This window comes from Thermoanaerobacter thermocopriae JCM 7501, from assembly GCF_001310975.1.
GTDB lineage: Bacteria > Bacillota > Thermoanaerobacteria > Thermoanaerobacterales > Thermoanaerobacteraceae > Thermoanaerobacter > Thermoanaerobacter thermocopriae.
This window is the reverse complement of sequence record NZ_BAZY01000012.1, coordinates 1-19,887: the sequence shown is the minus strand read 5'-3', so window position 1 is coordinate 19,887 and position 19,887 is coordinate 1. Positions and strand designations below refer to the sequence as shown.

Sequence of the window (19,887 nt, the reverse complement as noted above, 5' to 3'; positions counted from 1 at the left end):
AGTTTTAAAAGATTTTTGCCATTTTGATTTGGCTAATGTTAGAATAGGAGGGAAATAAATGTGAGAGTTAAAGTAGTACCTTATCCAACTACGATTCTTTTTAATATTGAAGGGATAGATATTATTGGTAATTACAAAACTGGTTCTATGGTTGGACTTAGTGATAAAGGGTTTCATTTTATAAGAAAAGCATTAAATGGCGAGTCTATTCTCATGGAAGATCTTGATGCGGATGATATTGAGTTATTGAAGGCTTTGTTTAAATATGAAATAGTTCATGATGATTCAAATCATATAGAAGGCAAAAATGAAATAGATAGTGCGTATTTACATATTACTAACAAGTGTAATTTACATTGTATAGGCTGTTACTCAAGAGATAACGCGAGGAATAAAGAGGAAGACCTTTCACTAGAGATAATAAAGCATATAATTGAAGAATTAAAAAAGTATTCGTTAAAAAATTTAATTATCTCTGGTGGAGAGCCATTTTTAAGAAATGACTTAGATGAAATTGTTAAATATGCGAAAGAAGAAATAATGGTAGAAAAAGTTGTTATTATTACAAATAGTACTATTATAAAAGAAAGCGTATTATACAATATCAAACCATATGTTGATTATATCGCCGTTTCAATTGATGGTTTCAATGGAGAAAATGCTACTTATTTAAGAGATTCCGGTATTTTTAACAAGGTGATACAGACAATTAAACTCATAAAATCATCAGGAATATCAGTGAATATTTTGCCGACCTTGCATAAGAAAAATATTTATCATATTGAGGAATATATTAAACTGGCAAAAAGTCTCAATGTGTCTGTAAGTTTTAGTCTTTTAACGTGTAATTTTAATAATTTAAAAGAATGTAAAGATTTTGTTCCTTCTACGAGTGAATTAATATATCTTGGTAAATATTTGTCAGATAAAATTGGGAAGAATGATATTTCGGTGGAAAATATAAGCGTAGAAGTAAAGAGATCATGTGAGGCAGGGAAAAAATTAATCAGTATTGCTGCAAATGGAGATGTTTATCCTTGTCACATGTTGCATGTGGGAGAATTTTCTTTTGGTAACATTGTAAATACATCCCTAGAAGAAGTATTAAATTCTTCTAATGCCAGAAGATTTAGAGATTTGCATGTTGATGATTTTAAAGAATGTAAAAATTGTAAGTATAGATATTTATGTGGTGGTGGATGTAGGGCAAATGCATTTTATTCTTTTCATACTCTTTTTGGAAAGGATAGTTATTGCAGCATGTATACAGAATATTATAAATATGTGGTGAATATGCTTAAAAGTTTAAAGAGGGAAAAGAATAAAATAGTATAGAGGGGAAATGGCAGTGACAGATAATATAATTTCAGTTAAAAATTTGTGTAAGGGTTTATAAGAATGTAATAATTTTTGAAAATTTGAGCATAGAAATGCCAAAGAATAAAATAATAGGGTTGATTGGACCAAATGGTTCCGGAAAAACTACCTTTATAAAATTGCTCTCAGGATGATTCTTCCAGATAGTGGTGAAATACTAGTAGACGGATTGAATGTTCAAAAAGAATTTTTGGCAGTAAAAAGAATAATAAGTATTATGCCTGATACAAATAGAAGTCTGTATTGGAATTTATCTGGCTATAAAAATATAGAGTATTTTGCTATCCTAAAAGGTCTTTATAATAAAAGAGAAAGGAATAAAATTATAGAAGAACTTATATCAGAGTTGAATATGGAAAGTTTTGTATATAAGAAAGTGGAATCATATTCAAAAGGTATGAAACAAAGATTGATGTTTTTAATAGCGTTATTGGGTAGCCCTAAGTTACTTTTATTAGATGAGCATTAAATGGATTAGATTTTGAAAATAGTTTGCTTATAAAAGATATTATTTTAAAATTTGTTAAAAAAGGGTTAAGTGTTATAATTTCAAGTCATGATAAATATTTTTTAGAGGAAATTTGTGATATTAAATATATAATTAAAGATAAAAAACTTGTAATCGCGTCTCCTACTAATTTTGTTAGCAAGGAATTAAGAGTATATTTTAAAATACTAGACTATGCCATAGGAGAATCATTAAAAAAATACTGCTATGAGGTTATTGATAATAAAAAAGGTATTTACTCAATACAATTTAAAATGAATGATTATGATTTCTTGTATCTGGCTGCGGAAGCTGTAAAGAATAAAAAAGTAGAAATCTTATCTATAGTTCCTAAGGAGGATAAATAGTGTCATACATAAATAAAATGAGTGTTCTTTTTATTGCTGAAATAACAAAATTAATAAATTTATTAAAAAATTATCCATTAGATGTTATAGGAAATACTGTTTCATTTATAATAGCAATTACAGCAATTATTTTTGGGGTTTATAAATTTAGTAATGTTGATAATGTTGAAAATTTAATTATATATCCCTTATTATTGGCCTTAATAGGAACACCAAGTAGCTCATTGAGAGAGGATATAGAAATTGGAACTTTTGAGCAGGTGTTTAATAGTAATTATACCATTGCTGAAATTTTAATTTGCAGATCGTTAATAAGCTTTATAACTTCTTTTTTCCCAATGACTATTATTTTAATTTTGGTGAGGATTTTTATAAATACTAATACTTTTTTATCACCTTTCACTATCTTACTTACCTTACTTAATGGAATAAGTATAGGATGATACTTGGTGGGTTAACAATGATATATAGAAAGGTAGGATCTTTGTTGAATTTAGTATATTTATTAAGTTTGATTGAATTTGTTATTCCATCTAAATATATTTCTTCGGGTAGGTGTATTTTTGAAGCCTTATTCCGTTTAGCAGTGTGATACTAATGGGTATGAGTACAAATATTACATTTACAACTCTTTTCATTGCTATCTTTAACACTTTATTTTGGAGTTTTTTAGGGTACATTTTATATAAAAGTATGTATAATTACGCAAGAAAAAGCGGTAAATTGGGTAGATATTGATTTGGGAGGCAAAACAGGATGGAGGTACTCAGTGTAGAAAATTTAACAAAAAAGTATGGTAAAAAAGTTGTACTGCGTAATATTAGTGTAAAAGTTTCTAAAGGTGAAATTGTAGGATTAGTAGGACCAAACGGTGCAGGAAAGACAACATTTATTAAATGCATCACTGGATTATTAAGGCCTGAAGAAGGTAGTATAAAACTGTTTGGCTATGATCTATTTCAAAATTATGGTAGAGTGATAAAGGATATTGGTCTACTTTTAGAACCTGCCTTTTACGATTATTTGACTGCCTTAGAAAATTTAAAAATTTTAATGATAGCAAGTAATAACTATAATCTCAAGAAAATTCAAGAGGTAATGGAATTTGTGAGTTTGTGGGAAGTAAGAAATAAATATGTAACTACGTTTTCCTTTGGAATGAAACAAAGATTGGGCTTGGCACAAGCATTAATGAGTGACCCTCAATTTTTAATTCTCGATGAGCCAACGATAGGACTTGATCCAATTGGTGTTAATGAACTTAAAGAAAAACTTGTTATTTAAGTAAAAATAAGGGAGTAAGTATTTTGTTTTCAAGCCATCAATTGCCAGATGTAGAGGAAATATGTGATAAAGTAATTTTGCTAAGAGAAGGAGTTGTATTGTATGATGGTGTTCCTAAAGAAGCTGTAAAACAAAAAGAATACTATATAATTTTATCTAATAAAAAGTTTGATAAAAATACTTTTGAGCATGAAATTATGAATAATTATCTTGATCTAAGAGACAATGTTTTAATTGTAAGAAAACAGGAAATTTTAAATAACATATTAAAAAAACTTTATGATCAAAATATTGATATTTTAGACATTGATATCAAAAAAGCAGGTTTATTAGAATTATTTTACATAGAGGGGCAGTGAAAGCAATGAGGAGATTTTATTATATAGAATTATATAAATTATTTAAGAGAAAAGATGTTTTTTGGTCATTATTGATATCCATTTTTGTTCCTCTGCTTTTTGGATTACTTGCAAAAACAGAAAGTGATATATTAACGATAAGTGGAGAAAAATTTTCTGCTTTCCAATACGCTATTATGATGTTTGGATTCTTAAAATCTTTGTTTTTATTTTATTTTATGTTTATTATTTTTACATCTTCAACATTTGCAGGTGAATTAGAGAAGGGTAACTTAAGTTTGTTGCTTGTCAGATCAGAAAACAGGGTAAAAATAATGTTGTCAAAGGTGCTTGCTCTCCTTACTGTTCTAATGGTTTTTATCATTTTTGTTGTTCTTTCTGGTATAATCAGTTATTATATTTTCCTTTACAATACAAAATTTGCAACTAATGAGTTTTTAGGTAGACAATATTTAACATTTTTATATATGCCTCTTCTTTCAATATTTGAAATTATTTTGATAATTGCAGTTACTATGTTGCTGTCGTTATTTTTTGGTATTTATAAAACCAATCTTCTGTCAATAGGTTTAATAATTTTAATGAAAGTTCTAGAGAAAGTAGATAAGATAAAAGGATTTATTCCAACTTACTTGGCCGATATAAATGCATGGGGGAATATATATAAAACAGAATACCAACTTTTAATAAAAGTTATGCAAAATATTGGATTTCTTGGTATATATATCGTAATAGTTTTGATTGTAACATTATATTATTTTTCAAGAATGGAGATAAAGAACTAAAAAGGTAGGTTATATACAATGATTAAAGGAAAAATAAAGAAAACTTTAGTAAACCCTCAAATATTGCCTAATGAGTTTTGGGATTTATTAATTGTACAAAGCGTAAAAATATCTGGTCTAATAGCAATTCCTATTACTCTTCTTATTGCATTTTTATTTATAACTTCTATATTTTTAAATAGACCAATTATATTGGACATAAATAAAGTTACTTCTCTAAAGGATGTAATAAGTTTTTTCTCCATTCCAGTAATATTTTTCTTAGGGGTACTACCAGTTTTATATGAGAAAGTGTATGAAAAGGAGTCACTTTATAACATTGGTTTGGTATATGGAAGAAATAGAATTTATATTTTCTGGATGTTAGTTTCGTTTGCAATTTTACTTGCTTCAATATTAAGTATTTACCGCATTGAACAAACTCTTTTTTTTATTTTGGTTTTACATAACTTTGCTGTAGGACTATCAGAAGAAATTCTTGTAAGGGGTGTGATATTAACAGAACTCAAGAAAATTTTTAATGTTTATTCTTCGATAGTCATCGATGCTTTAATTTTTGCATTTGTATTTCATGCTAATGAAGATATAAAAATTAATTTATTTATTCGTTTTCCGCTTGGATTAATCTTGGCATTAATAGCAACACGAGCGAAAAGTATTCATCCTTGTGTTTTGCTTCATTGGGCTTATAATGCGGCAGTTGCGCTAATATAAGGTTAAAGATGTTTATTGTAAAATAAAAATGGACAAAGTTGCAAAGAAAAATCCCCACTTTTGCAACTCAAAAATCCCCAGATTTGCAAAGGGTCATTGCAGGCACCCATAAAAACCATTATCCTTGTAGTTAGGGAAACTCTTAACTGCAAGGGAGGAATGGAGGATGCTCACAATGACCCAAATAGATGATATCAGAAATGCGTTCTTTTTTAAAGGGTTAAATATCAGTGAAATAGCAAGGAAATTTAAAGTTGACCGGAAAACGGTGCGCAAATATGTTTACCATGAAGACTGGAATGCTTCAACTGACACCAAAGCGAAAAAGGTATTTCCAAAACTTGAGCCTTTCAAAGAAGATATAGATCAATGGCTTGAAGAAGACAAAAAAGCCCGAGGAAAACAAAGGCATACTGCTACCAGGAGAGGCTCAAGTAGATTTTGGTGAAGTTGATTTTTATGAAAATGGAACATTGTATCATGGATTTTATTTGAATCTATCATTCCCCTACAGCAATGTAGGTTATACACAGCTTTTCAAGGGAGAAAATCAGGAATGTTTATTTGAAGGACTTAAGAACATATTTGAACATATCGGTGGGGTACCGCTGCTTATGGGAAATTCAGTCTAAATAGTGGCAAACATATTTACTCTACTGCTCCTGGGTGAATATATTCTATGATGAGCAGATGACCGCAGCGATAATAGACCGTTTAATACATTACTGTTATTTGTTAATCTTTGATGGACAAAGCTATCGGATGAAACAATCATTGATGAAGCAGTTAAGTTAACAAAAAAATTCCCCACGGGTGCCTGAGGAAAAATCTTTGCAAAAATGGTCTTTATTCTAAGTTTGTCTTAAACAACAAGAATTTAAAACAAGTTATATGATTTTAGATGTTAATAAAAAATATCATCAGTGAGGTGCTATCAATGAAAGCTCTTTTTAAATTGGCTTTGCGAAATATCATTGCTAAAAAAGTAAGGTTTTTTATATTATTTCTTACTTTTGTTTTATCTGCCGTAACTTTAATGGCAGCTATATTTTTTAAAGATGCGGCTATTGAATCCAGAGAAGAACAGCTTAGAAATAATACATTAAATAGTCAAATAGTAATACTTTCTTCAAATGATAGAGATATTTATTTTAAGCCAGGGGATGTATTAAACAAAATAAAAAATATTGAGGGTATAAAATATATTGTTGAAAGATGTGGAGGTGTTGCTGCATATCAAGATGAAAAAATAAATGTAGTTGGTGTCGACTTTAATAAACAATCACAAGTTTATTCATTCAATTATATTAATCACATACAACTACCTGCTTCTGAAAATCAAATTGTTGTGAGCAAGGTGTTTTCAAAAAAGTATGGATTGAATATTGGAGATGTTATTTTATTATCTACTCAAAATAATGAAATAAAATTTAAAGTTAGCGGAATTGCAGAGGATAAAGGAATTTTTCAAGAAGGTAATATTGTTTTTGTAAATATTGATGCTGCACAAAGATTATTTAAAAAAGAAGGGTTGGTGTATTCTATTGGTATTACACTAAAAAATCTCGACAGTATTTCTGATGTTGCTAATGATATAAGAAAAGTTATTGGCTCTGGGTACATAGTTGAAGAAAGGTATGATATAGAAAGTTATAAAGCTTATGTTGGAACGATAAGCATAGCATTGAGTATTTTTAGTGCGTTTACTATTTTCATAACTTTATTTTTAACATATTCTACTTTCAAGACAGTACTATATGAGAGGATTTCACAAATTGGTACTTTAAGAAGCTTAGGAGCAACTAAAATGGAAATATTTATAAGTACATATATAGAAAGCTTCATAATTATTACAATTTCCACTATAATTGGTTTAATTGTAGGTTTTCCTTTTTTGCATTTTATTCTTAAATTGATAGTTGAAGATGAAATTATAATGAAATTTAGCATTCTAAAGTTTATGTTAGTATTTTTTATGCTTTTGATTACAGGCTTATTAAGTGTTATTTTGTCAGTTTTGAGGATATTTAAAATTTCTGTAGTAGATATCATAAAAGGTAATGTGGAAAAACATACCAAAAAGAAAAAATATTCTTAAAAAATTATGCCGGAGCAGTGATGATATTTGTGTCTATAATATTATTGATTTTAAGTGAGAAAATGGATAATGGTATTTTTTATCTTATCTCTGGAATTATTTTATTTTCGTTTTCATTTATTTTGCTTATAGAGTTTTTACATATTTTAATTAATAATACTTTATTAAAATTTATAAATTTACTGGGACCGGAAGCAAGATTGTTAAATAAAGAATTTAAAAGAGACTTTTCAAGATCAGCGGAATCTATAATACTTATTAGTATAATAATTGGAATAGCATATCTTAGTTTTACTTTATCATATTTGGTCAAAGAAAGTGTAGATAAGGTATATAAAGGTGTTGATATTGTTATTAATACAGATTCTTCAATGGGGTCCTTAGATGAAAAATTATCCTCTATTTCAGGGTTGATAAAGTTGTTTCGCAGTTAAGGGTAAAGGAACGTATCAGAGATATGGATGTAGAAATTTCAGGAATTGATCCAGAGAAATATAAAGATTTTTCTTTTGAAATATATAAAAATGGTTCAATAGATGAATTATTTAAGCAATTAAATTATGGAAAAAATATCATAATTACAAATACATTTGCTAAGAACACAAATACTAAAGTTGGTGATTATATTCAAATTAAATCAAAAACAAAAGAGAAGGGAGAAAAATATAAAGTTATTGGAGTTGTAAGTAGTTTTGAGAATATGGGTAAAGTTCTTTTTATATCTAAGGACAATTTTATAAAGGACATTGGTTCTAATGACTACACTTTATATTTATTAAAAATCAAAAAGAATTACGATGTTAGCCAAGTGGAAAATGGTATAACAGAAATGTTGGGTAAAGGAGCTTACTATAGTATAAATTCACTTGAAGAAATGAAAAAATTAAATGCTGAAGATAATAATAGATTGTTTTTAATAGTAAATGCATTATTTTTAATATCGGTGTTTATAAGTATTTTTAGTTTAAATAATAATCTTATTATAAATGTTTTGACGCAGGTTAGATATTTTGCAATAAAAAGAACGGTTGGGATGTCCTTAAAGCAATTGTTATTTAGTATAATAGGCGAGGGGGTTATTATAGGTTTTGAGGGAGGAATTTTTGGCTTATTATTTGGATTTTGCCTGAATCTATTTATTGTGAAAATTTTGTCTTATTATGTTGGAGATTTATCTTTTGGTTATAATTATTTAGTGTATTTAATTTTATTATTATCTTCGATTTTTATTGGTTTTATAAGTTCAATTTATCCTTTTATTAAAATTAGGAAGATTAATATTGTAGAAGCAATAAAAGGAATAGAATAGGTAAAAAAATAAAAATATAGGGAGGGACTAAAATGGTTATTTTAAAGACAGAAAAATTATTTAAAGAATACAATGTGGAAGGAAATGTGACAAAAGTTCTTAATGGTATTGATTTAGAAATCAATGAAGGAGAGTTTGTTTCTATTATGGGACCGTCTGGCTCAGGGAAAAGTACTTTGTTGTATGTACTTAGTGGTTTAGAAAAACCTACTTCTGGTAGTATCTTTTTTAAGGGAGAAGATTTAACTTTGTTAAATGATGATAAATTGAGTAAATTGAGAAGAAGAGAATTTGGTTTTATATTTCAGTTTTATAATTTGATACCTAATTTAAACGTTGAAGAAAACATAACACTCCCCTTAGAGTTTGAAGGAATAAATAGGAAAGAATATAATAGCAATATTGATAAAATTTTAGAAAGGGTCGGATTAATTGAAAAAAAGCAGAATTTTCCTTATCAATTATCGGGAGGACAGCAACAACGAGTGGCCATTGCAAGAGCGCTGATAATTGATCCTAAAATAATATTTGCGGATGAGCCAACTGGGAATCTTGATTCAAAAGCGGGAGAAGAAATTTTAAAGCTTCTGTATAATTTGAGTAAAGAAAATAATAAAACAGTATTAATGGTTACTCATGATAATTATGCTGCATCCTTCAGCGATAGGATAATTAAAATAAAAGATGGGGTAATTGAGTGAATTTTCCTCAACTTTTAAAGTTATAAAGACAAATACATTGCACATACAATGAAAGATATCCAAGATGTTATAAATAGGGTACTATCTGTAGTCTCGGCTGTACTTTTGGTTATAGCGGCAATTACGTTAATTGTTGGAGGTATAGGAATAGTTAATATACTCTTTATATCTGTAACAGAAAACCTACAACCATTAAAACCGAAAGGGAAATAAGAACGAACCTTAAAAATTCACAAATAATTAATTTTTAAGAAACCTTTATGACACAAAAAATATCCTCTGATTTATATAACCTTTATCAGAACCATCAAAAAAGGCATTATGACAACACTAAAGATTGTTGTATATGTAATCATACTTGTTGCAAATTCATAATCTGCTTTATAAACCCTTGCTATTATTGATGAGTTTACCATAACAGGCATTGCAGACATTATTATAAAGACATCTCTCATAAGCTTTGGAATTGGTATAAATAAATCTAATATCCATACCAAAGCAGGAGTTACCAAAAATCTTCCAATAAAAACCATAAAAGCATCTTTATCAAGCTTAAATTTGTCAAAACTCATTTCGTAAATAGTTATACCAACATAAAATATTGAAAGGGGTGTTGTAAGTCCTCCTATCATTTTGAAGCTGTCAAAAATAAATGTTGGAAGTTTAATATTGACAAAAACCAATATTACACCTCCGATAAAACCAATAAGAGGAGGATTAAATATTCTTTTTAACGTATCTAAAGTTAATATTTTTTGATCTTTGCCGTTTGTGTCCCGAGCAATACCGTAAACCCCTAATGTCCACCAAATTGTAGTATTTGCCATGTAATATAAAAGAGTATATGGCGTTGCAACTTCTCCAAAAAGAGCTTGAGACATTGGAAGCCCTACAAAAATGGAATTTGATAGTGAAAATATTGCTGTAAATACTCCTTTTCTTTCTCTTTTGACTTTAAAAATTTCAGCCAGTATGTATGCAATCAAGTAGGATATCAATATTGACAAAAAAGGTATCAAAAGTCCTCTTCCTGAGCGTTCTAATTGCTTTTTTGAGAAAGTTGATGTTATGTTTACTATCATAGAAAGTGGCAAAGTGATATTGACGACAAGTTTAGCAAATAAATCAGATATTGTTCTATCAAACCACCCTGCTTTTGCCAGGTAATAGCCAAGGATTAACATAAATACAATTGTAAGTACCCCTTGAACTGATGATAGAAAAGTCTGCATTAAACTGCCTCCTTGATGTGAAATGTTAACTTTGTATTTACTTTTAAGAGTAACATAAAAAAGAAAAATTTTAAACTATATAAGAAAGGAGTAAAAATATTATGCATGAAAATTATGATGTAAAACAGGAAATGAAAAAAGATTGGTGGCTAATTGGAATTATACTATTGATATGGATTTTTACATTTGCTGTTTTTGGGCATCTGCCGGATAAAATTCCAATGCACTGGAATATTTCTGGCCAAGTAGATAGTTATGGTCCAAAGCAGGATGTCTTTATTTTACCTTCAGTTATCACTGTAATATATTTTTTGATGGTATTTGTTCCTCTGATTGACCCTAAAAAAGCTAATTACAGTAAGTTCGCCGGGGCATATAGGATGATAAGGCTGTTTTAGTAATTATTTTATCTATATTGTACTTTGCCGCCACATATTCTGCATTAGGATATAAGGTGAACATGGATAGACTTGGGAGTGCTGTGATTCCTGTGATGCTCATTGCATTTGGAAGTGCTATGGGTAAGCTTCGCCATAATTATTTTGTAGGAATAAGAACTCCCTGGACGCTGGCAGATGAAGAGGTATGGAATAAGACACATCAGCTAGGCGGGAAACTATGGCTCATTGCAGGCATTATTGGTTTGTTTGCTTCCTTCTTCAGTGGTACATGGGTGGCTGTTTTGATGTTTGTGCTGTTAATTACTGCTGTTATAGTACCAATTGTATATTCTTATATAATTTTTAAAAATGAAGAAAAATAAAAGGGAATAAACGTAAGAACACCCCAAAGGTTCAAAAGGTTTACCAAAAATTGAACAGGATAACAAAAAGGATAGTGCTACATTTTATTAGCGAGTAAAGCTAATAAAGGCAGCCAATACCCCTTTGAATAAGCAGGAATTTGAGAGGTTTTGTAGAAATAATAAACTTGCAGGGGTGAATCATAAAAATAAAAGGAGAGGTTTAATAAAACTAGATGGGAAGGGGTAGAAAATGGATTATAAGAATTTGCTAAAGAAATTATGCGAAAGCCATGGAGTTTCTGGACATGAAAGAGGAATTTATGATTTATTAAAAGAAGAGTTTGCTACAATTTCTGATGAAGTCGCTGAAGATAAATTTGGCAATTTATTTTTTTTAAAAAAGGGTACAAAAGGTAAGTATAAGGTAATGCTGGCAGCCCATTTAGATGAAATAGGTCTTATAGTAAAGGATATAGACGATAAGGGATTTATCAAGTTTACCACTGTAGGGGGTGTAGACCAAAGAACTCTTCCCTCTCAAGAGGTAATAGTTCACGGAAAGAAGAATATATTGGGAGTTATAGGGAGCAAACCACCACATCTTTTGTCTTCAGGGGATATGGAAAAGGCTATAAAGATTGAGGACATGTACATAGATGTTGGAATGAGTAAAAAAGAAATAGAGGAATTAATTAAAATTGGAGATGTAATAACTATAAAAAGAGAGTTTAGAGAGCTTTTAAATGATTATGTTTCAGGTAAAGCTTTGGACGACAGGGCAGGCATTGCTGTAATGGCAATATGCTTGAGGAGCTTAAGAAATTATACCATTATCACGATGTTTATGCAGTAGCAACATTGCAGGAAGAAGTAGGTCTAAGAGGAGCTACAACTTCTGCTTACAATGTTGAGCCAGATATTGCTATTGCTATTGATGTTACACATGGTAAAGCCCGAGGTGTTAGTACAGAGATAGAGCTGGGTAGAGGGCCTGCTATAGGGAAAGGTCCTAATATACATCCAGCTGTATATAAAGGGCTTGTGGATACTGCAAAAGAGTACAATATAAATCACCAAATAGAGCCACTTCCTGGACCTTCAGGGACAGATGCATGGGCTATACAGATTTCAAGGGGAGGAGTTCCAACAGGACTTGTCTCAATACCTTTAAGGTACATGCATACATCAGTGGAGACTGTTAATATTAAGGACATCATAAATAGTGGAAAGCTTTTGGCCTATTATATTGCCAATCTTCCAGAGGAATTGGAGGGACAACTATGTTATTAAAAGAGCTGACAGATTTGATGGGTGCTTCAGGAGATGAAAAAGAAGTAAGGGAGAAAATTAAAGAGATTGTAAAACCTTATGTTGATGAACTTTATGTAGACAAAATGGGTAATTTAATAGCCTGCAAAAAAGGGAAAAAGGAAAAACCTAAAGTGATGCTGGCTGCCCACATGGATGAAGTAGCTTTAATGGTGAAGTCTATAAACGAAGACGGGACTTTGAGCTTTTCACCTGTTGGGGGAGTAGACAACCGAATACTTGTATCTAAAACTGTAAAAGTGGGCGAAAAGAGGGTAAATGGCGTAATAGGTGCTAAGCCTATACATCTTCAAAAAAGGGAAGAGCAGCAGAAGCCTCTTGATTTTGATGCATTGTACATAGACATAGGGGCTACTTCAAAGGAAGAGGCATTAAAGCACGTTTCTGTAGGGGATTATGTGTATTTTGATGCCAACTTTGAATTACTGGGAAATGGATATGTAAAATCAAAGGCTTTAGATGACAGAATAGGCTGCAATGTTTTGATAGAGATCTTGAAAAGGGATTATGAATATCCTGTTTGTGCAGCTTTTACTGTGCAGGAAGAGGTTGGTTTAAGAGGAGCTGGCGTTGCAGCTACAATATAGAGCCGGATTTTGCTATAGTTGTGGAAGGCACAGTGGCTGCGGATGTTTCTGACTCGGAACCTCATTTGGTTTCTACCGAGTTAGGGAAGGGGCCGGCAATTTCATTAATGGACAGAACGACCCTTTATGACAAAAAGATAATTAACAAGATTGTAAAAATAGCAGAAGAAAATGGTGTGCCTTATCAGTTTAGAAGGATAGCCAGTGGTGGCAATGATGCAGGTAAAATTCACCTAACGAAGGGTGGCATAAAAGCAATTGCTGTATCTGTCCCCTGTAGGTATATTCACTCTTTTAATTCTGTAGCCTTTTTAGAGGATTTTAACAACACAGTCAAATTAGTTGATTTGATAATAAAGAATATTGAGAAGGAGGCTTTGATATGAGTTTAAATATAGAGTTGATAAAAAAACTTACACAGACTTATGGACCTTCAGGAAGTGAGGAGAAGTTTTACAGGTTATAAAAGAGGAAGTAAAAGATTTTTGTGATGAGATTACATACGATGCATTAGGGAATATGATATGCAGAAAAGCAGGAAAAGGTAAAAAAATAATGGTGGCTGCTCATACAGATGAAATAGGACTTATGATTACACACATAGAAGATGAAGGTTTCTTGAGGTTTACTACTATAGGGGGAGTTTCTGTAGAACAGATAGTAGGGAGGAGAGTGGTTTTTAAAAATGGAGTTCAAGGAGCCATAGGAGTAGAATATTTAGAGGATAAAAAAGATTTTAGAGTTGAAAAATTGTATATAGATATTGGGGCAAAAAATAAGGAAGAAGCTCAAAAATATGTCAATATTGGAGATAGTGCATCTTTTGCAGGTGAATTTATTGAAGCAGGTGATAGACTTATATCAAAGGCTTTTGATGATAGGATAGGATGCTATGTAGTTATTGAGGCACTAAAAAATCTTAAAACAGAAAACGAAGTGTATTTTGTGTTTACTGTTCAAGAAGAAGTGGGGACAAGAGGAGCTGCTGCAGCTGCCTATAACATACATCCTGATTTTGCTGTAGCAGTTGATGTTACATCAACTGGCGATACACCTAAAGCGAAAAGATGGCAGTCTCTCTTGGTAAAGGGGCAGCTATAAAAGTGATGGACAGGTCAATAATAGTAAGTCCTTCTGTGAGGGAGATGATGATTGAGGTAGCGAAAGAAAATAACATTCCTTATCAGTTAGAAATACTTGAATTTGGTGGAACTGACGCAGGACCTATACATTTGACAAAAGGTGGTATACCGGCAGGTGTTATATCGATTCCTACAAGGTATGTTCACAGCATATCAGAGATGGTAGACAAAAATGACATTGAGGCAAGTATTGAACTTTTGAAAAAAGTTCTTGAAAAGTAATTGAAAGAAGTATCAAACGTTCTGTTTTTCTCTAGACAAGATAAACCTTCATTTTGCTTGCTTGTTAAGGCCAAAAAGTAAAATAACTAAAAAAGATAATATAAAAATAAAAAAGGGCAGAACCTCTGCCCTTTTATGCTTGTATGCCAAATACATATTGTACCAAAGTGCCGAAAAGATATGATAAAGCTGCTGCTCCAAGGCCTGTTGTTACCATTTCTAAAACCTTTCCTTTTACAGAAAGACTTTCTGAAGCGACAGATACTACAATTCCTACTATAGAAAGTGCTATTGCTGCAAAAATTACTGAAAATAAAAGTGCTACTAAAGATGACGAGGTGATTATAAAATAAGGCAAAACGGGGAATAGGAGTCCCACAAGGTATGCAATGCCGGTATATAGAGCAGATTTTATTTCGTTTTCAGAAATTTCTTCTGTTAAGAGGTTTATCATGGCATCTTCATTGTCACTGAGTTTTCCTAAGATTTCTGTTCCGACATCTTCAGGTATGCCAGATTGTAACAATTTACTCACGAATTCCTCTTTTGCCCTGTCCTTAGACACTTTGAATAAAAGTTCCATTTTACTTTTTATTCCCTCATTTACTTGTCGTTGAGACCGTACAGAGGTGTATGCACCTATTGCCATGGAAAGAGCACCAGCTACTCCTACTACTAAGCCAGCGGTTCCAACGGTGATGGGGCTTTTTGGATAAACGGCAGAAAGGCCTGTTACAGTTCCTAATATTTCTACAAGGCCATCATTCATCCCAAGTATGAAATCTCTTATGTTTTCTATGCTGAATTTGTCTTTTTGTCTGCTAAAGATTTTTTCATGTTCCAGTTCGTCTTCTATGATTTTTGAGAGAATTGCCTTTTCTTTTTCTGTAAGAGAGGCTTCGTGAAAATAGCGGTAATAGGATTCGGTACTTATTACCTCATTCATCTCAAGTATTGTGACAAATAATTTGCTTCCAAGTAAAGTTCTCAATATTTTATAAGTAAAAAGCTTAAATTTGTGGAATTTTCCTTCTTGAATTTCTATATTCCTGGTTTTTAAAAATTGATGCCAAAATTTTGCATGAACACGCTCCATTTTTGCAAGCGCGTCAATTACCTTTAGTTTGTGGATTTTTTTCTATTTTTGCCAGGTATGTATAAAGCTCGGCAGCTTCAACTTCTTCTTTGTAAAAATTGATAGCTTGGTCTATAGGATTCATTTGTCATACCGTCCTTTCTGAGAATAATTTTTGTGAAAATACCAGAAATAAAATTTATATTTATTATACCATATTAAAGAAGGATTAAAGCCAATAGTGATAATTATTACAAAAATAAAAAAGGAGGGAATACCCCCCTCCACTTTTTATTCATCTTTTGCCAATTTTTCGTAGATTTTATACCTCTCTTGAGCTTGTTTCTCAGCTTCTTCAAAGAGCTTCTGTGCTTTTTCAGGGAAAGTCTTTTCCAGAGCCGAGAATCTGACTTCACCCTGCAAGAAGTCTCTCACTGAGAGTTTTGGTGGCTTGGAGTCGAGTATGAATGGATTCTTACCTTCTTTCTTAAGAAGCGGATTGTATCTATAGAGAACCCAATATCCTGCCTCTACGGCCTTCTTTTCTTCTAATTGGCTACAGCTCATACCCTGTTTTATGCCATGAGCGATACATGGAGCATAAGCTATGATGAGAGATGGTCCTGGATAGCTTTCTGCTTCTACTAGCGCTTTTATTAATTGTGTTTGGCTTGCTCCCATTGCAACTTGTGCTACATATACATATCCGTATGTCATTGCCATTCTTCCTAGGTCCTTCTTGCCAATTGGTTTACCAGCTGCAGCAAATTGTGCTACTGCTCCTACTGGTGTTGCTTTTGATGATTGCCCGCCAGTATTTGAATAAACTTCTGTATCAAATACTAAAACATTTATATCTTCTCCTGAAGCAAGAACATGATCTAAGCCACCATAGCCTATATCGTATGCCCAACCGTCGCCACCAAATATCCATTGCGATTTCTTGATGAGATAATCTTTTCTTTCAAGCACTTCGTTAATGAGCTCTTTTACTTTTGTATCTTCTGTTTTGTAGTTTTGAAGTATTGGTAAGAGTTTGATTGTAGCTTCTTTGGATTTTTTGCCATCCATCATGTTGTCAAGCCAGAATTGCAATGCTTCTTTTAACTCTGGTGTGATGTTAAGCTCCAACAGTTCTTTTACTATATCAGCTAATTTTGCTCTTTGTTGTTTTACAGCTAATGCCATGCCAAGACCAAATTCTGCGTTATCCTCAAAGAGGGAGTTTGCCCAAGCTGGTCCTTTTCCTTCATGGTTTGTACAATATGGTGTAGATGGTGCACTTGCTCCCCAAATTGAAGAACAACCTGTAGCATTTGCAATCATCATTCTATCGCCAAAAAGCTGTGTGACAAGTTTAGCGTAAGGTGTTTCACCGCATCCTGCGCAAGCACCTGAGAATTCAAGCAGAGGCTTTTCGAACTGGCTTCCTTTTACTGTTTCTTTGTTCATTGGGTTTTCTTTTGGCGATAAAGTCATTGCGTATTCCCAATTCTTTGCTTCTTCCATTTGTGTTTCTAAAGGTTTCATTACAAGCGCTTTTTCTTTTGCAGGGCATTCATTTGCGCAAACGCCGCAACCTGTACAGTCAAGAACGCTAACCTGAATTCTGTAATACAATCCTTCAAAGCCTTTTCCAATAGCTTTTTTAACTTTAAAGCCTTCTGGTGCATTTTTGGCCTCTTCTTCAGTGAGCAAAAAATGGCCTTATTGCAGCGTGAGGACATACAAATGCACATTGGTTACACTGTATACAGTTATCTATTTGCCACTCAGGTACGTCAACAGCAATTCCACGTTTCTCATAAGCTGCAGTTCCTGGTGGGAAGGTACCATCTTCTCTTCCGAGGAAAGCACTTACAGGAAGTTTGTCTCCTTCCAGTCTATTCATTACGTCGGCAACGTTCTTTACAAAATCAGGCGCTTGTCTTTCTGATTTTGGCTCTTCCTCAGCATCTGCCCAAGAAGCAGGTACTTCTACTTTGACTAAAGAATTTATACCTCTGTCCACAGCCTCGTAGTTCATCTGTACTATCTTTTCGCCTTTATGTCCGTATTCTTTTACGATAGCTTCTTTTAAGTGTTTTACTGCCTCTTCAATTGGTATTATGTTTGTGAGTTTGAAGAAAGCAGATTGCATTATCATGTTAATTCTTCCGCCTAAACCTATTTCTTTTGCAATGTCTACAGCATTGATGATGTAGAAGTTGATATTGTGTCTAGCTAAATATCTCTTAATAGAAGCAGGTAGTTTCTTATCTAGTTCTTCAACTTTCCAATTGCAATTTAGAAGGAAAGTACCGCCATCTTTTAATCCAGCTAATATGTCATAGTTGTAAACGTAAGATTGCTTATGGCAAGCAATAAAGTCTGCTTTGTTTATCAAGTATGTTGACCTTATTGGTTTTTTGCCAAATCTTAAGTGGGATACTGTTACACCGCCTGATTTTTTTGAATCATAAGAGAAATATGCTTGCACATATAAATCTGTATTATCACCTATGATCTTTATAGCGTTCTTGTTTGCGCCTACTGTACCATCAGAACCAAATCCCCAGAATTTACAGCTGGTTGTTCCTTCCGGTGTGGTATCAACTTCTTCACCTACAGGAAGTGATGTAAAGGTGACATCGTCAATTATTCCTATTGTGAAATGGTCTTTTGGTTTATCGGCTTTGAGGTTGTCGAATACAGCGATTATCTGTGCAGGTGTAGTGTCTTTTGAACCAAGACCATAACGACCTCCAACGATAACTGGACGCAATTCGCTGTCAAACAAAGCAGTTTTTACATCTTCATATAAAGGTTCGCCAATTGAACCGGGTTCTTTTGTTCTATCCAGCACTGCTATTTTCTTAACAGTTTTTGGTATTACATCTAACAAATGTTTTGCAGAGAAAGGCCTGTAAAGATGAACTTTAACTACTCCTACTTTTTCACCTTTTTTCATTAAATAATCAACTGTTTCCTCAATAGTTTCTGTCACAGAACCCATTGCTATTATTATTCTTTCTGCATCTGGTGCGCCGTAGTAATTGAACAGCTTATATTCTCTTCCTGTTAATTTCTTTATTTCATTCATATAATATTCTACGATTTCAGGTATAGCATTGTAGAATCTATTGGCAGCTTCTCTTCCTTGGAAGAATATGTCTGGGTTTTGAGCTGTACCTCTTGTTACAGGATGCTCTGGATTTAATGCTCTTTTCCTGAAGGCTTTTAAAGCTTCATAATCTACAAGCTTTGCAAGGTCTTCGTAGTCTAAAACTTCGATTTTTTGCACTTCATGAGATGTTCTAAATCCATCGAAGAAGTGCAAGAAAGGCACTCTTCCTTTAATAGCAGAAAGGTGTGCCACGCTTGCTAAATCCATTACCTCCTGTACACTGCCAGAAGCAAGCATAGCAAAGCCTGTCTGACGGCATGCCATAACATCGGAATGGTCTCCGAAAATTGAAAGAGCATGGGTTGCAACTGCACGTGCACTTACATGGAATACCCCAGGTAAAAGCTCTCCTGCGATTTTATACATATTGGGAATCATTAAAAGAAGTCCTTGTGATGCAGTAAATGTTGTTGTAAGAGCGCCTGCTGCTAGTGACCCATGGACAGCTCCTGCAGCACCTGCTTCTGATTGCATTTCAATAACTTTTACTGGCTGACCAAATATGTTTTTTCTTCCATGAGCACTCCATTCATCTACTACTTCTGCCATTGGAGATGATGGAGTTATGGGGTAAATCGCAGCTACTTCTGTGAAAGCATAAGCACATGGGCAGCAGCTGTGTTACCATCCATGGTCTTCATTACTTTAGCCATTTCTTTTCTCCTCTCCTTATTTTAAAATTAGTAAAAATGAACGAAAATCAGCGATCATAGAAAGATGTACCTGCTATAGCACAGTATACAATATTTTATTCTATTATATAACAGATATTTATAGCGTATATAACAGCTTGCAATAATTTAGATTTTTGCTGTTATTAACGCTATATAACAGGTACATAATAATTATACCATACTGAATTAAAAAATTAAAACTTTTTTGTGACAAATCTATATCAAAAAATTTA

14 protein-coding genes and 8 pseudogenes are annotated in these 19,887 nt (G+C 32.3%); 19 read left to right on the top strand and 3 right to left on the bottom strand.

Annotated elements, in window-relative coordinates; genetic code table 11:
- Positions 1-60 precede the first annotated feature (60 nt).
- The 15 genes and pseudogenes from JCM7501_RS06270 to JCM7501_RS12925 all read left to right on the top strand — a co-directional run bounded on the left by JCM7501_RS06270 (position 61) and on the right by JCM7501_RS12925 (position 9,695).
- Positions 61-1,335, top strand: a complete 1,275-nt coding sequence (locus JCM7501_RS06270) for a radical SAM/SPASM domain-containing protein (protein ID WP_038002084.1) — start codon at positions 61-63, stop codon at positions 1,333-1,335.
- Positions 1,336-1,376: 41 nt separating this feature from the next.
- Positions 1,377-1,846, top strand: a pseudogene (locus tag JCM7501_RS06265) (ATP-binding cassette domain-containing protein).
- Positions 1,847-1,869: 23 nt separating this feature from the next.
- Positions 1,870-2,232 carry a P-loop NTPase family protein gene (locus JCM7501_RS06260; protein ID WP_054644814.1) on the top strand — a complete coding sequence of 121 codons (363 nt, stop codon included), beginning with the start codon at positions 1,870-1,872 and terminating at the stop codon, positions 2,230-2,232.
- Entirely contained in the window at positions 2,232-2,675 is a 444-nt protein-coding gene (locus JCM7501_RS06255; RefSeq protein WP_054644813.1) for a hypothetical protein, read from the top strand. Before JCM7501_RS06260 ends, JCM7501_RS06255 begins: the two co-directional genes overlap by 1 nt.
- Before the next feature lie 313 nt (positions 2,676-2,988).
- Positions 2,989-3,516 carry an ABC transporter ATP-binding protein gene (locus JCM7501_RS12620; RefSeq protein WP_082392680.1) on the top strand — a complete coding sequence of 176 codons (528 nt, stop codon included), beginning with the start codon at positions 2,989-2,991 and terminating at the stop codon, positions 3,514-3,516.
- A gap of 23 nt (positions 3,517-3,539) precedes the next feature.
- Positions 3,540-3,875, top strand: coding sequence for an ATP-binding cassette domain-containing protein (locus JCM7501_RS12615; protein ID WP_082392678.1), 336 nt, complete (start codon positions 3,540-3,542; stop codon positions 3,873-3,875).
- Positions 3,876-3,880: 5 nt separating this feature from the next.
- The gene (locus JCM7501_RS06245) at positions 3,881-4,660 is read left to right on the top strand and encodes an ABC transporter permease (protein ID WP_154653784.1); all 780 of its coding nucleotides are present in this window, start codon (positions 3,881-3,883) and stop codon (positions 4,658-4,660) included.
- Between the two features lie 18 nt (positions 4,661-4,678).
- Positions 4,679-5,374 carry a CPBP family intramembrane glutamic endopeptidase gene (locus JCM7501_RS06240; RefSeq protein ID WP_028992185.1) on the top strand — a complete coding sequence of 232 codons (696 nt, stop codon included), beginning with the start codon at positions 4,679-4,681 and terminating at the stop codon, positions 5,372-5,374.
- A gap of 175 nt (positions 5,375-5,549) precedes the next feature.
- A pseudogene (locus JCM7501_RS14450) lies at positions 5,550-5,982 on the top strand (IS21 family transposase); the annotation flags it as partial.
- Positions 5,983-6,040: 58 nt separating this feature from the next.
- Positions 6,041-6,169, top strand: a complete 129-nt coding sequence (locus tag JCM7501_RS16200) for an ATP-binding protein (protein WP_370590980.1) — start codon at positions 6,041-6,043, stop codon at positions 6,167-6,169.
- Between the two features lie 142 nt (positions 6,170-6,311).
- Positions 6,312-7,472: an ABC transporter permease gene (locus JCM7501_RS06230; protein ID WP_054644812.1), complete on the top strand. Its 1,161-nt coding sequence runs from the start codon at positions 6,312-6,314 to the stop codon at positions 7,470-7,472.
- 17 nt (positions 7,473-7,489) lie between these two features.
- Positions 7,490-7,906: a hypothetical protein gene (locus tag JCM7501_RS06225; protein WP_162199501.1), complete on the top strand. Its 417-nt coding sequence runs from the start codon at positions 7,490-7,492 to the stop codon at positions 7,904-7,906.
- 23 nt (positions 7,907-7,929) lie between these two features.
- On the top strand, positions 7,930-8,781 hold the full coding sequence (locus JCM7501_RS06220) for an ABC transporter permease (protein WP_054644810.1): 852 nt from the start codon (positions 7,930-7,932) through the stop codon (positions 8,779-8,781).
- 32 nt (positions 8,782-8,813) lie between these two features.
- Positions 8,814-9,482 (top strand): ABC transporter ATP-binding protein, encoded by a 669-nt coding sequence (locus JCM7501_RS06215; RefSeq protein WP_012994539.1) that lies wholly within the window; start codon positions 8,814-8,816, stop codon positions 9,480-9,482.
- Positions 9,483-9,530: 48 nt separating this feature from the next.
- Positions 9,531-9,695, top strand: a complete 165-nt coding sequence (locus JCM7501_RS12925; protein WP_211204194.1) for a hypothetical protein — start codon at positions 9,531-9,533, stop codon at positions 9,693-9,695.
- 71 nt (positions 9,696-9,766) lie between these two features.
- Here the strand turns inward: JCM7501_RS12925 and JCM7501_RS06210 are convergent, their stop codons facing one another.
- Complete coding sequence (locus tag JCM7501_RS06210) at positions 9,767-10,714, bottom strand: AEC family transporter (protein ID WP_012994540.1); 948 nt, start codon at positions 10,712-10,714, stop codon at positions 9,767-9,769.
- Positions 10,715-10,815: 101 nt separating this feature from the next.
- Here JCM7501_RS06210 and JCM7501_RS06205 point away from each other — a divergent pair.
- The 4 pseudogenes from JCM7501_RS06205 to JCM7501_RS06190 all read left to right on the top strand — a co-directional run bounded on the left by JCM7501_RS06205 (position 10,816) and on the right by JCM7501_RS06190 (position 14,739).
- Positions 10,816-11,477: pseudogene (locus JCM7501_RS06205) on the top strand (SdpI family protein).
- A 409-nt stretch (positions 11,478-11,886) separates the two neighbouring features.
- Positions 11,887-12,749: pseudogene (locus JCM7501_RS15845) on the top strand (M42 family peptidase).
- A pseudogene (locus tag JCM7501_RS06195) lies at positions 12,740-13,761 on the top strand (M42 family metallopeptidase). The pseudogenes JCM7501_RS15845 and JCM7501_RS06195 overlap by 10 nt, the downstream one beginning before the upstream one ends.
- Positions 13,762-13,894: 133 nt before the next feature.
- A pseudogene (locus JCM7501_RS06190) lies at positions 13,895-14,739 on the top strand (M42 family metallopeptidase).
- 133 nt (positions 14,740-14,872) lie between these two features.
- On the opposite strand, the pseudogene JCM7501_RS06185 reads toward JCM7501_RS06190, so the two are convergent.
- Together JCM7501_RS06185 and nifJ are read right to left on the bottom strand one after the other, a co-directional pair.
- Positions 14,873-15,959, bottom strand: a pseudogene (locus JCM7501_RS06185) (VIT1/CCC1 transporter family protein).
- 146 nt (positions 15,960-16,105) lie between these two features.
- Positions 16,106-19,633: pseudogene (gene nifJ / locus JCM7501_RS06180) on the bottom strand (pyruvate:ferredoxin (flavodoxin) oxidoreductase).
- Between the last annotated feature and the right edge of the window lie 254 nt (positions 19,634-19,887).